The organism is Mesorhizobium sp. B1-1-6 (genome assembly GCF_006443035.1).
Taxonomy (GTDB): Bacteria; Pseudomonadota; Alphaproteobacteria; order Rhizobiales; family Rhizobiaceae; genus Mesorhizobium.
This window is the reverse complement of sequence record NZ_VFWR01000002.1, coordinates 488,025-500,217: the sequence shown is the minus strand read 5'-3', so window position 1 is coordinate 500,217 and position 12,193 is coordinate 488,025. Positions and strand designations below refer to the sequence as shown.

The window sequence follows — 12,193 nt, the reverse complement described above, 5'->3', positions numbered from 1 at the left end:
GCGACCCAAAATGAATTCCTGGCATAGACCCATGATGAAGAACGGCCCTCGAATCATCACCGTAGCCAACCAGAAGGGCGGTGTCGGCAAGACCACCACCGCCATCAACCTGGCCACCGCGCTGGCGGCGATCGGCGAGAAGGTGCTGATCGTCGACCTCGATCCGCAAGGCAATGCCAGCACCGGCCTCGGCATCGACCGCAAGGACCGCACGGTGTCGTCCTATGACGTGCTGACCGGCGAGCTGGAGCTGGAGGAGGCGGCGATCCCGACGGCCGTGCCCGGCCTGTCGATCGTGCCATCGACCCTCGATTTGCTCGGCATCGAGATGGAGATCGCCTCGGCGCCGGACCGGGTGCTGCGGCTGCGCAACGCCCTGCGCGCCGCGTCGGCGCGTTCGGCTGGTTTCGGTTATGTGCTGATCGACTGTCCGCCGTCGCTCAATCTCTTGACCTTGAATTCGATGGCGGCGGCCGATTCCGTCCTGGTGCCGCTGCAATGCGAGTTCTTCGCGCTGGAAGGTCTCAGCCAGCTGCTCGAAACCGTCGAGCAGGTGCGCCGCTCGATCAACCCGGATCTCACCATCCAGGGCATCGTGCTGACCATGTATGACGGCCGCAACAACCTCGCCAACCAGGTGGTGCAGGACGTGCGCGAGCATATGGGGGACAAGGTCTACGAGACCATCATTCCGCGCAATGTGCGGGTGTCGGAAGCGCCGTCCTACGGCAAGCCGGCGATCCTCTACGACCTCAAATGCTCCGGCAGCCAGGCTTATCTGCAGCTTGCGTCGGAAGTGATCCGCCGCGAGCGTAAATTGCGCGCCGCTTAACAAGCGGCCGCGCATGGAGCAAAAGCCGATTCGATACCGAAACAATCTGGAACCGAAATGAGCGAAGACCTTTCGAGAAAGAGACTGGGCCGCGGGCTGGCGGCGCTGATCGGCGAGATCGACCGTCCGAGCGCGCCGGAGAAGCCTGGGATGAGTGCCGACGGCAAGGTACCGATCGAGTTCCTGACGCCCAATCCGAAAAACCCGCGCCGGCATTTCGGCGACGCCGAGTTGACCGACCTGGCGCAATCGATCCGCGAGCATGGGGTGGTGCAGCCGGTGGTGGCGCGGCCTTCGCCGTCGCAGGCCGGGCGCTACGAGATCATCGCCGGCGAGCGGCGCTGGCGTGCCGCGCAACGCGCCGGATTGACCGAGATCCCGGTCATCGTGCGCGAGGTCAACGACCGCACGGCGCTGGAACTGGCAATCATCGAGAACGTCCAGCGCGCCGACCTCAACCCGGTCGAGGAAGCGCTCGGCTATCAGCAGCTCATCGACGATCACGGCTACACCCAGGCCGATCTCGGCCAGGTCATCGGCAAAAGCCGCAGCCATGTCGCCAACACGCTGCGGCTGCTGAAGCTGCCCGACGTGATCCGCGACATGCTGGTCGACGGGGCCTTGTCGGCGGGCCATGCCCGCACGCTGGTGACGGCGGAGGACCCGGCGGGGCTTGCCAAGCGCATCGTCGAGGAAGGGCTCTCGGTGCGCCAGGCCGAAGCGCTGGCGCAGATGCCGGCCGGTCCGACCCCGGCGAAGCCGAAGCAGGCGAAAAGCGCGCCGGAAAAAGACGCCGACACGCTGGCGCTGGAAAAGCTGATGACCGGCACGCTCGGCATGATCGTGACCATCGACCACACGAACAAAGGCGGCGAGATTCGCGTGGCGTACCGGACGCTGGAGCAGCTTGACGAGCTGTGTCGGAGATTGAAACAAGAGCGGTAGTTAGCCGGCGAACTTCAACAAAGCGGAAGCTACAACGCAGGGAAAACGAGGGCTGGCTGTCCGCCAGCCCTTTCGTTTGAAGCGCTGGCGATTGGCGAAAAAGCAGCGCCATCGGTATCTGTCGCCAGCCGCGCTCGCGGCTTGACAGTGCCCGGCAACGGCGTAACCTCTATTAGACAAGACTTAAATTCATTGCCCTAGCGTGCCGGTCAGTCGCGGCGAGGGCTATCTGCCATTCCTGCAACAGGCGTGAAATGGCACCGCCTCGCCAAAGCAATATGCCGACGCGCGCCTGACGCAAATGGGAGGTGCAAATGGCAGTCCGTTGGCAATTGTCCGGAAGTTACTTCGAAAACTGTAGCTGCGATGTCGTGTGTCCTTGCCTGCTGTCCACCAACGCGCAGCTGACATCAAGGCCGACGAAAGGTTTTTGCGACGTCGGTCTGGTCTTTCATATCGATACGGGCAGTTACGGCGACGTTCGGTTGGATGGGCTCAGCGTCGCCATGGTTGCCCACACGCCGGGTCCGATGGCAGACGGCAACTGGACGGCCGCCGCCTATATCGACGAACGGGCCGATGACAGGCAGACAGAGGCGCTAGGCGCCATCTTCACTGGCGTCGCGGGCGGCCCCATGGCGGTGCTGGCACCCTTGATCGGCACGAATCTCGGCGCCAAGAAGGTGCCGATAAGCTACCGGATAGACGGCAAGAAGCGGTCGGCGGAGATTGCCGGCGTCATGCGAATGGCGGTCGAGCCGCTGCCGACGATGCGCGAGGACGGGCAGATGTGGGCGGCCACTGGCCATCCCGTCAATCCCGACTGGCTCGCCTTGGCGATGGGGGCGGAAGGCAGTACATTCAGCGACCATGGCATGAGCTGGGACAATTCCCGCCGGAACGGACATTACGCCCCGATCAACTGGTCCGGCCAGCAGTAGCCGTTGGCCGCAGAGTACGGGACGTACTTCGTCCATGGTGCAGACGTTGCAGCGATACATCATTCTCGCGCTGCTGATCGCTATCGCGGCGGCGGCATGGACCTTGCTCATCCGGCAGCAGACGGGCATGGACGCGGACATGCGCATGGAAATGTACTCGCTCACCATGGGCATGAAGGCGCCGCTGTTTCTTGCCGTCTGGATGATCATGATGATTGCCATGATGTTTCCGACGGCCGCCCCCATGATCCTGACATTTCACCGGGTCCAGGCCGGCAAACGGGGCCGGGGCGAGACCTTTGTCTCGAGCTGGGTGTTCGTGGCCGGGTACATGCTGGTCTGGGGCGTGATGGGCGTTATCGCCTTTGCCGGCGCGGCGGGTGCGGAGGTGCTCGCCGGGCATGTGGGATTGTCAACGGCGACGGCCGCGCGTTTCGGCGGCGCGCTGCTGATGCTTGGGGGCGCCTATCAACTTTCCCCGCTGAAGGATCTGTGTCTGGCCAAATGCCGCACGCCGATCGGCTTCATCCTGACCTCATGGCGCGATGGTTACTGGGGCGCGGTTCGCATGGGCCTGGAGCATGGACTTTTCTGCCTCGGCTGCTGCTGGCTTTTGTTTCTCGCCCTCTTTCCTCTCGGGATCATGAACGTTGCCGCAATGGCCGTGGTCACCTTGCTGATATTCGCGGAAAAGACCCTGCCGTCTGGAAATGGGATCGCGAAGCTGTCGGGGATCGCTCTGCTGCTCTATGGCGCGGCGGTGCTGGTCTTTCCACAGGCGCTGCCGACTTTTGAGCCGGTAGGCGCCATGACAATGAATTGATCAAAGGAGGGAATTGACCAACGGAGGCAGGCGCCCGGTGCCGAAAGGGCCTAACGCTGTGCCAGCCTCGCGCTTTCCACCGCGATCCCGAGCAGCGCCTGCCTTGCCAGCGCCACCGACAGGTCCGGCCTTCGCCGCGTCTGCAGCACGGCGGTCTGCAGCCGGGTCAGCGCGCGGCCGAGCGCCTCGACGCTCCAGCGTTCCAGCGCCTTCTCCACCAGCTTGCGGCGCGAGAAGAAAACCGGCGGGCGCGCCGCCGCCACCACCGACGCGGCATTGCGGCCGCCGGCCTCCATCTGGCCGCGCATGGACTGCATCGCCTGAAACTGCCGCATCGCCGAGGACAGCACCAGGAAGGGTTGGCCGCCTGCCTGGCAATGGCGGGTGAAGGCGGTGTCGAACTCGCCGACCTTGCCTTCGAGAAGCGCGTCGACGGCATCGTCGAAGGACGCGCCGGAAACGTCGCCGGACATCGCCCTGACGTCGTCGAGGCCGATTTCCTTCTGGCCATGGACATAAAGCAGCAGCTTGTCGATCTCGCCGCGCGAGGCCAGCCGGTCGCCGCCGAGATTGCGGCGCAGCGCCTGTCTTGCCTCAAGCGTCATCGTCGCGCCGGTCTTGCGCAGCTCATCGTCGATAACGGCATCGATGTCCCTGGCCTCGTCGGCATAGCAGGGCAGCGCCATGGCGTTGTCGGCCGCCTCGACGACGGCGCGCAGCCCGACGCCCTTCTTGAGATCGCCGGCCTCGATGAGGATGATCGCGTCCCGTACGGGCTCCGCCGTCAGCGCCTTGACGTCGTCGGCCAGCGCCTTCTGGCCGCCGGCATTGCGCACCCACAGCAGGCGGCGGTCGGAAAACATCGGCACGGTGCGCGCCTCGTCGAGCAGCCGGCCCTCGTCGCGCTCGACTTCGGAGCCGTCGAGCCTGACCACCGAGAAGGGGTCGTCGAGCGGCAGGCCGGTCGCGGCGGCAAAAGCCTTGGCGCGCTCCGAGACGAGGCCCCGATCGGGGCCATAAAGCAGGACGATCGCCATGCGCGGGTCCGGCTTCGCGAGCCAGGAATCCACCTCGTATGCTTTCTTCTGTGCCATCGAGGGTGGTTAGCATGATGTTGGGGCGGAGTGAACGCTTTCCAGTTCACCTCGGAAGAACTGCTTCGAGGGAAGATCGACCCCCACTCCGTCGAGCTGCGCTCGACACCTCTCCCCCGATCGACGGGGGAGAGGAAGGGCGCCACGTTTGGCGGACCCGCGATTCTCCTCTCCTTCCGCAGGCGTGAAGTGGGCGCGGCAGCCAAGCTTGCCAAACAATCACCTTATCTGGCGACAAACCTCACGCGACCTTGCGCCTAGTTGCGCGGCGCCGCCCAACATCGACAAGAAATTTCGCCGACATATCTTCATCTTGGTGCGCGGCAGGCTGTATCGGCCGGCTTGGCCGGCCCGATGCCCGGAGGCTTGCCCGGTGAATTCGCACTGGCGGCGCGGATATGCAAATATCGGTGCCGGGCGACATGGAGGACGAAGGTCATGGCCGATGCTGGGATGTTGCGCTTCCATGTTCCGGAGCCCGAGGTGCGGCCGGGCGGCACGCCTGATTTCTCCAACGTGACCATCGCCGCCGCCGGCTCGGTGCCGCGCCCCGAAATCGACGTCGATCCACGCGCCATCCGCGACATGGCATTCTCGATCATCCGGGTGCTGAACCGCGCCGGCGAGGCGGTGGGGCCGTGGGCGGGGCTGCTCTCCGACGAGGAACTGCTCGAAGGCCTGCGCCACATGATGACGCTGAGGACCTTCGATGCGCGCATGCAGATGGCGCAGCGGCAGGGCAAGACCTCCTTCTACATGCAGCATCTGGGCGAAGAGGCGGTGAGCTGCGCCTTCCGCAAGGCGCTCGCCCCCGGCGACATGAATTTCCCGACCTATCGGCAGGCCGGGCTGCTCATCGCCGACGGCTACCCGATGGTCACGATGATGAACCAGATCTATTCCAACGAGGCCGACCCGCTGAAGGGCCGGCAATTGCCCATCATGTATTCGTCGAAGGAGCACGGCTTCTTCTCGATCTCGGGCAATCTGGCGACGCAGTATATCCAGGCGGTCGGCTGGGCGATGGCCTCGGCGATCTCCAACGACTCAAGGATCGCCGCGGCCTGGATCGGCGACGGCTCGACGGCGGAATCCGACTTCCATTCGGCGCTGGTGTTCGCCTCCACCTACAAGGCGCCCGTGGTGCTCAACGTCGTCAACAACCAGTGGGCGATCTCGACCTTTCAAGGCATAGCGCGCGGCGGTTCAGGCACTTTCGCCGCGCGCGGGCTGGGTTTCGGCATCCCGGCGCTGCGCGTCGACGGCAACGACTATCTCGCCGTCCACGCCGTGGCGAAATGGGCGGCCGAGCGCGCGCGCAGCAACCTGGGGCCGACGCTGGTCGAATATGTCACCTACCGCGCCGGCGCGCATTCGAGCTCGGACGATCCCTCGGCCTACCGGCCGAAGACCGAATCCGATGCCTGGCCGCTCGGCGACCCGGTGGTTCGGCTGAAGAACCATCTCATCCGGCTCGGCGTCTGGTCGGAGGAGCGGCACAAGCAGGCCGAAGCGGAAATCCTCGACACGGTGATCGCGGCGCAGAAGGAAGCCGAAAGCCACGGCACGCTGCACGCCGGCGGCAAGCCGTCGACGCGCGACATGTTCGAGGGCCTCTATGCCGAGATGCCGCCGCATCTCAGGCGCCAGCGCCAGCAGGCGGGGGTCTGAGCCATGCCGAGGCGGACCATGATCGAGGCCATTCGCGACGCGATGGACGTGTCGATGGGGCGCGACGAGAAAGTGGTGGTGTTCGGCGAGGATGTCGGCTTTTTCGGCGGCGTGTTCCGCTGCACGCAAGGCCTGCAGGCGAAATACGGCAAGAGCCGCTGCTTCGACGCACCGATCAATGAATCCGGCATTGTCGGCTCGGCCATCGGCATGGCCGCCTATGGTCTGAAGCCGTGCGTGGAGATCCAGTTTGCCGACTACATGTACCCGGCCTACGACCAGCTGACCCAGGAAGCCGCGAGGCTGCGCTACCGCTCGAACGGCGACTTCACCTGCCCGATCGTGGTGCGCATGCCGACCGGCGGCGGCATATTCGGCGGCCAGACGCACAGCCAAAGCCCGGAAGCGTTGTTCACCCATGTGTCGGGGCTGAAGACCGTCGTGCCCTCGAACCCGCATGACGCCAAGGGGTTGCTGATCGCGGCGATCGAGGATCCCGACCCGGTCATCTTCCTCGAGCCGAAGCGGCTCTACAACGGCCCCTTCGACGGCCATCACGACCGGCCGGTGACGCCGTGGTCGAAGCACGAGCTGGGCGAGGTCGCCGACGGCCACTACACCGTGCCGCTCGGCAAGGCCGCGATCCGCCGGGCCGGCTCCGCCGTCACGGTGTTGGCGTACGGCACAATGGTCTATGTCGCGCAGGCGGCGGCCGAGGAGACCGGCATCGATGCCGAGATCGTCGATCTCAGGACGCTGTTGCCGCTCGACCTCGACACCATCGTGGCGTCGGTGAAGAAGACCGGACGCTGCGTCGTGGTGCACGAGGCGACGCTGACCTCCGGCTTCGGAGCGGAGCTGGTCGCGCTTGTGCAGGAAAACTGCTTCTACCATCTGGAGGCACCGGTGGCCCGCGTCGCCGGCTGGGACACGCCCTATCCGCATGCGCAGGAATGGGACTATTTCCCCGGTCCGGCCCGCGTCGGCCGGGCGCTTACGGAAACATTGGAAGCCTAGAACGGGGAGGCCCGACATGGGCGAACACATCATCAAGCTGCCCGATGTCGGCGAGGGCGTCGCCGAGGCGGAACTCGTCGAATGGCATGTCAAGGTCGGCGACATCGTGCGCGAGGACATGATGCTTGCCGCCGTGATGACCGACAAGGCCACGGTCGAGATCCCTTCCCCCGTCGACGGCGAGATCCTGTGGCTGGGCGCCGATATCGGCGACACGGTGGCGATCGGCTCGCCCATCGTGCGGCTGAAGGTGGCCGGCGAGGGCAATGTCGTTGGCGGTGCGATGCCGGCGGAAGTGACGGCTGAAAGTATCTCCGATGATACGGGGGCTCGCCCGGTCTCGGACCTGGAGCCGTCATCGCCCAATCTGTCGCCGTCATCCTCGGGCTTGTCCCGAGGATCCGCCGTCCCACAGGGATATGACGCGACCAGTTCCGGAAGGTCGGTAGATCCTCGGGACAAGCCCGAGGATGACGGCGCCAGGTCCAAGGTCAACAGCGCGCCGCGTGCGCAAGGTGAAAGGCCGCTGGCCTCGCCGGCCGTGCGGCTGCGTGCGAAGGAAGCGGGCATCGACCTCAGGCAGGTCCAGGGAAGCGGCCCGGCCGGCCGCATCGGCCATGAGGACATCGAGGCGTTCCTGGCGCGCGGGCCGCACATGGCAAAGGCATCCGGCCTCGCCCGCAACGATGCCGTCGAGGACATCAAGGTGGTGGGCCTGCGGCGCAAGATCGCCGAGAAGATGACGCTGGCGACGTCGCGCATCCCGCACATCACCTATGTCGAGGAGATCGACGTCACCGCGCTCGAGGATCTGCGCGCCGCGCTCAACAAGGAGAAGCGGGCGGCCAAGGGGACGGAAAGGCCCAAGCTGACGCTGCTGCCGTTTCTGATGCGAGCGATGGTCAAGGCGATTGCGGACCAGCCCAACCTCAATGCGCTGTTCGACGACGAGGCCGGCATCATCCACCAGCATGGCGGCGTCCATATCGGCATCGCCGCGCAGACGCCGTCGGGACTGGTGGTGCCTGTCGTCAAGCACGCCGAAGCGCTGGACATCTGGGAATGCGGCGCGGAGGTCGCCAGGTTGGCCGAGGCGGCCAAGTCGGGAACCGCGACGCGCGTCGAGCTCTCCGGTTCGACCATAACCATCACCTCGCTCGGCGCCATGGGCGGCGTGGCGACGACGCCGGTCATCAACCACCCGGAAGTGGCGATCCTCGGCGTCAACAAGATGATGGTGCGGCCGGTATGGGACGGCACCCAGTTCATCCCGCGCAAGATGATGAACCTGTCGTCGAGCTTCGACCATCGCGTCATCGACGGCTGGGACGCGGCGGTGTTCATCCAGCGCATCAAGACGCTCCTGGAAACGCCGGCGCTGATTTTCGTGGATTGAGGGTGGATCATTCGAGATGATGGCGGGAGAGCGCCCCCCTCTGCCTTGCCAGGCATCTCCCCCACAAGGGGGGAGATCAGATGTCACGCCGGCTTTCGCCAATCACCAGCGCTGCGGGATTGAGCGAGGCGCCGAAGCCTCCAATCTCCCCCCTCGTGGGGGAGATGTCCGGCAGGACAGAGGGGGGCGCGAAGAATCTCGACGGAGCGTTTCCTCGGATCGAAGGGTCACGTCATGAAAGAAATCTCCTGCAAGCTGCTGGTCATCGGCGCCGGGCCGGGCGGCTATGTCTGCGCTATTCGTGCCGGGCAGCTCGGCGTCGATACCGTCATCGTCGAGGCCGGCAAGCCGGGCGGCACCTGTCTCAATGTCGGCTGCATTCCCTCCAAGGCGCTGATCCATGCAGCGGAGGAGTTCGAGAAGGTCGCGCAGATGGCGGGCGGCAACAGCCCGCTCGGCATTTCGTTGGCCGCTCCGGCGCTGGATCTGGGCAAGACGGTCGCCTGGAAGGACGGCATCGTTAGTCGGCTTAACAGCGGTGTCGCCGGCCTGCTCAAGAAGGCCGGGGTGAAGACCGTGCAGGGCTGGGCGACGTTTCGAGACGGCAAGACCGTCGCGGTCGAGACCGAGACGGGAAGCCAGGTGATCCGCGCCGAAGCGGTGGTGATCGCCACCGGCTCGGCGCCGGTCGAATTGCCGTTCCTGCCGTTCGGCGGGCCGGTGATCTCGTCGACGGAAGCGCTGGCGCTGAAGGAGGTGCCGCAGCGGCTGGCGGTGGTCGGCGGCGGCTATATCGGCCTGGAGCTCGGCACTGTCTTCGCCAAGATGGGCGCGGCGGTGACCGTGGTCGAGGCCTTGCCGCGCGTGCTGGCGCAGTATGACGCCGAACTGACGCGGCCGGTGGTCAAGCGGCTGGCGGCGCTCGGCATCGAAATGATGCCAGGCGCCAAGGCCAAGGGCCTGTCGACGAAAGGCGATGCGCTGCTGGTCGAGACCCCGGACGGCAAGGATGCGAGGATCGCCGCCGACAAGATCCTGGTCACGGTCGGCCGCAAGCCGGTGGCGGAAGGGTGGGGGCTCGACCAGATCGACCTCGACATGGCGGGGCGATTCATCCGCATCGACGAGCAGTGCCGCACCTCCATGCGCGGCATCTTCGCCATTGGCGACGTCACCGGCGAGCCGATGCTGGCGCACCGCGCGATGGCGCAAGGCGAGATGGTCGCCGAAATCGTCGCCGGCCATAAGCGCGGCTGGGACAAGCGGGCTATCCCCGCCGTCTGCTTCACCGATCCGGAGCTGGTCACCGTCGGCCTGTCGCCCGAAGAGGCCAAGGCGCTCGGCGGGGAAATCAAGGTCGGGATGTTTCCCTTCGCCGCCAATGGCCGCGCGATGACCAGGATTGGCGAGGATGGCTTTGTCCGCGTCGTCGCCCGCGCGGACAATCATCTTGTGCTAGGCATCCAGGCGGTCGGGCAAAGCGTGTCGGAACTGTCGACGGCCTTCGGCCTGGCGCTCGAAATGGGCGCGCGGCTGGAGGACATCGCCGGCACCATCCATGCCCATCCAACACAGGGCGAAGGCTTCCAGGAAGCGGCCCTGAAGGCGCTGGGACACGCGCTGCATATCTAATTCGGGACGGCGGAAAGCACCCCCCTCTGTCCTGCCGGACATTTCCCCCTCAAGGGGGGAGATTGGCAGCTTAGGCGCCCCGCACATCCCGCCTACGGTGCGCATTCGGAGTTAATTCGCCGCGCTCATCGCCTTGTCGAGCGCTGCCTTCACGTCGGCCGGCCAGGTCTTCACCGGGGGCTTGGCGTCCGGCTCGCCATTGTCGCCGCGGCGGGCGAAATAGAGCTTGTGCTGGCCCGGATCGACCGCCATGAAGCCGTCATTGCCGCCGCAATCGTGCGGCACGCAACCGCTGGCGTAGAAGGCGCCGGACGCGGTCTTTTCAGTGCCGCCGCCGACCAGCAGGCTGGTCGCCATGTCGGGCATGTCCTTGCCGAGCAGCGCCTCGGCCGCCTTGTAGACGGCCTCATTGTGGAAGGCGTCGATGATGTTGTCGTATTTCGACGGATCGATGTCCTTCCAGTCGGTGCCGGGTTCGGGCATGTAGGTCAGATTGCCCGCGATCGTCAGCCCCGATGTCGGCGACCACTGCAATGCCGGTTTCGAATCGCCAGGCAGGAGATAAGGCACGAAATAGATGGCGCTGTCGGAGACGGCCGTGGGCGGCGCGCCGCACTCGTCCTGCTCGACGGTGGTGCTCTGGATCTCCGCGCCTTCCGGTTTCCAGACGATCACCGTCGCCGGCCCGCACTGGTTGCCGCCGTCGCCGACGTCGAACAGCGCCACCTTGACGCCGCCGACCTCGACGATCTTGTCGAAGAAGACGTCGTAATTGCCGGCCAGTTGCTTGCCGTCATAGGCAAGCACCTTCTCGCCATACTGTTCCTGCTGGGTGATGGTGAACTGGCCGCCCTCGAACGGCACCGGCGCCTGTTTGTCGTCGTCGGAAACGTCGGCGGCTCCCTGATCCGTGGCCGGCGTCTCGCTTGCCGCCGGTGGCTGCGCCTCTGGCGTCTCGGCCTGCGCATGCGCGCCGGCCATCGTCGCCACGGTCATGGCCAGGGCGCAGGCGCTGGCAAGAAGCGGGCGTGTCATGACTGTTCCTCCTTCAGCCGCCGCAAGCCCGGCCAGCGACGGCCGGGCCGATGTCGTCAGCCGCGCCGTTCAGGCCCAGGGGCGCAGCTCGGCGTTCTTCTTCTCGAACGAAGCGATGGCGCCGGCCTTCTCCATCGTCAGGCCGATATCGTCGAGGCCGTTCAGCAGGCAATGACGCTTGAAGTCATCGAGGTCGAACTTGACCACGCCGCCGTCGGGCCCGCGGATCTCCTTGGCCTCGAGGTCGATCGACAGAGTGGCGTTGGAGCCGCGCGAAGCGTCGTCCATCAGCTTGTCGAGATCCTCGGGGCTGACGGTTATGGGCAGCACGCCGTTCTTGAAGCAGTTGTTGTAGAAGATGTCGGCGAAGGAGGTCGAGATGACGCAGCGTATGCCGAAATCGAGCAGCGCCCACGGCGCGTGCTCGCGCGAGGAGCCGCAGCCGAAATTGTCGCCGGCGACGAGGATCTGCGCCTTGCGGTAGGCCGGCTTGTTGAGCACGAAATCCGGATTCTCCGAACCGTCGTCCTTGTAGCGCATCTCGGCGAACAGGCCGCTGCCGAGCCCGGTGCGCTTGATCGTCTTGAGATAATCCTTGGGGATGATCATGTCGGTGTCGACGTTGACGATCGGCATGGGCGCGGCGACGCCGGTGAGCTTGGTGAATTTTTCCATGGTCTTTGCCCGTCTTCCTGGCATTGCGGGGGATTGCTGGCGCCCGGTTTACACAAAGCCGGCGACAAATAAAAGGCAGGTGTTCGCGCGCGTCGGCACGGGGTGCCGCACAAACGGCTTCGAATTCGCGGC

11 protein-coding genes are annotated in these 12,193 nt (G+C 65.5%); 8 read left to right on the top strand and 3 right to left on the bottom strand.

Annotated elements, in window-relative coordinates:
• Positions 1-31 precede the first annotated feature (31 nt).
• From FJ979_RS06115 to FJ979_RS06100, 4 genes are all read left to right on the top strand, one after another.
• Positions 32-832, top strand: a complete 801-nt coding sequence (locus tag FJ979_RS06115) for a ParA family protein (protein ID WP_140491929.1) — start codon at positions 32-34, stop codon at positions 830-832.
• Positions 833-889: 57 nt separating this feature from the next.
• Positions 890-1,777 (top strand): ParB/RepB/Spo0J family partition protein, encoded by an 888-nt coding sequence (locus FJ979_RS06110; protein WP_140491933.1) that lies wholly within the window; start codon positions 890-892, stop codon positions 1,775-1,777.
• Positions 1,778-2,091: 314 nt separating this feature from the next.
• Complete coding sequence (locus tag FJ979_RS06105; protein WP_140491936.1) at positions 2,092-2,718, top strand: DUF1326 domain-containing protein; 627 nt, start codon at positions 2,092-2,094, stop codon at positions 2,716-2,718.
• 34 nt (positions 2,719-2,752) lie between these two features.
• Positions 2,753-3,541, top strand: coding sequence for a DUF2182 domain-containing protein (locus FJ979_RS06100; RefSeq protein ID WP_140514094.1), 789 nt, complete (start codon positions 2,753-2,755; stop codon positions 3,539-3,541).
• Positions 3,542-3,591: 50 nt separating this feature from the next.
• Here the strand turns inward: FJ979_RS06100 and holA are convergent, their stop codons facing one another.
• Complete coding sequence (gene holA, locus FJ979_RS06095) at positions 3,592-4,635, bottom strand: DNA polymerase III subunit delta (RefSeq protein ID WP_140524492.1); 1,044 nt, start codon at positions 4,633-4,635, stop codon at positions 3,592-3,594.
• 438 nt (positions 4,636-5,073) lie between these two features.
• Between holA and FJ979_RS06090 the strand changes: the two genes are divergently transcribed.
• From FJ979_RS06090 to lpdA, 4 genes are all read left to right on the top strand, one after another.
• A complete protein-coding gene (locus FJ979_RS06090; protein ID WP_140580248.1) occupies positions 5,074-6,306 on the top strand; it encodes a 3-methyl-2-oxobutanoate dehydrogenase (2-methylpropanoyl-transferring) subunit alpha in 1,233 nt (410 codons plus the stop codon).
• Positions 6,307-6,309: 3 nt separating this feature from the next.
• Positions 6,310-7,323 (top strand): alpha-ketoacid dehydrogenase subunit beta, encoded by a 1,014-nt coding sequence (locus tag FJ979_RS06085; protein ID WP_140524493.1) that lies wholly within the window; start codon positions 6,310-6,312, stop codon positions 7,321-7,323.
• Positions 7,324-7,339: 16 nt separating this feature from the next.
• Entirely contained in the window at positions 7,340-8,719 is a 1,380-nt protein-coding gene (locus tag FJ979_RS06080) for a dihydrolipoamide acetyltransferase family protein (protein ID WP_140580247.1), read from the top strand.
• Between the two features lie 234 nt (positions 8,720-8,953).
• Complete coding sequence (gene lpdA / locus FJ979_RS06070) at positions 8,954-10,351, top strand: dihydrolipoyl dehydrogenase (protein WP_140580246.1); 1,398 nt, start codon at positions 8,954-8,956, stop codon at positions 10,349-10,351.
• A gap of 111 nt (positions 10,352-10,462) precedes the next feature.
• On the opposite strand, the gene FJ979_RS06065 is transcribed toward lpdA, so the two are convergent.
• Both FJ979_RS06065 and leuD read right to left on the bottom strand, forming a co-directional pair.
• Positions 10,463-11,386: a hypothetical protein gene (locus FJ979_RS06065; RefSeq protein ID WP_140580245.1), complete on the bottom strand. Its 924-nt coding sequence runs from the start codon at positions 11,384-11,386 to the stop codon at positions 10,463-10,465.
• A 69-nt stretch (positions 11,387-11,455) separates the two neighbouring features.
• Positions 11,456-12,061, bottom strand: a complete 606-nt coding sequence (gene leuD, locus FJ979_RS06060) for a 3-isopropylmalate dehydratase small subunit (protein ID WP_140491959.1) — start codon at positions 12,059-12,061, stop codon at positions 11,456-11,458.
• Positions 12,062-12,193 lie beyond the last annotated feature (132 nt).

Bases quoted from the DNA above. Each gene is read 5' to 3' on its own strand.
- FJ979_RS06115 (WP_140491929.1), top strand. From the start codon at position 32: ATGATGAAGAACGGCCCTCGAATCATCACCGTAGCCAACCAGAAGGGC.
- FJ979_RS06110 (WP_140491933.1), top strand. From the start codon at position 890: ATGAGCGAAGACCTTTCGAGAAAGAGACTGGGCCGCGGGCTGGCGGCG.
- FJ979_RS06105 (WP_140491936.1), top strand. From the start codon at position 2,092: ATGGCAGTCCGTTGGCAATTGTCCGGAAGTTACTTCGAAAACTGTAGC.
- FJ979_RS06100 (WP_140514094.1), top strand. From the start codon at position 2,753: ATGGTGCAGACGTTGCAGCGATACATCATTCTCGCGCTGCTGATCGCT.
- holA (WP_140524492.1), bottom strand. From the start codon at position 4,635: ATGGCACAGAAGAAAGCATACGAGGTGGATTCCTGGCTCGCGAAGCCG.
- FJ979_RS06090 (WP_140580248.1), top strand. From the start codon at position 5,074: ATGGCCGATGCTGGGATGTTGCGCTTCCATGTTCCGGAGCCCGAGGTG.
- FJ979_RS06085 (WP_140524493.1), top strand. From the start codon at position 6,310: ATGCCGAGGCGGACCATGATCGAGGCCATTCGCGACGCGATGGACGTG.
- FJ979_RS06080 (WP_140580247.1), top strand. From the start codon at position 7,340: ATGGGCGAACACATCATCAAGCTGCCCGATGTCGGCGAGGGCGTCGCC.
- lpdA (WP_140580246.1), top strand. From the start codon at position 8,954: ATGAAAGAAATCTCCTGCAAGCTGCTGGTCATCGGCGCCGGGCCGGGC.
- FJ979_RS06065 (WP_140580245.1), bottom strand. From the start codon at position 11,386: ATGACACGCCCGCTTCTTGCCAGCGCCTGCGCCCTGGCCATGACCGTG.
- leuD (WP_140491959.1), bottom strand. From the start codon at position 12,061: ATGGAAAAATTCACCAAGCTCACCGGCGTCGCCGCGCCCATGCCGATC.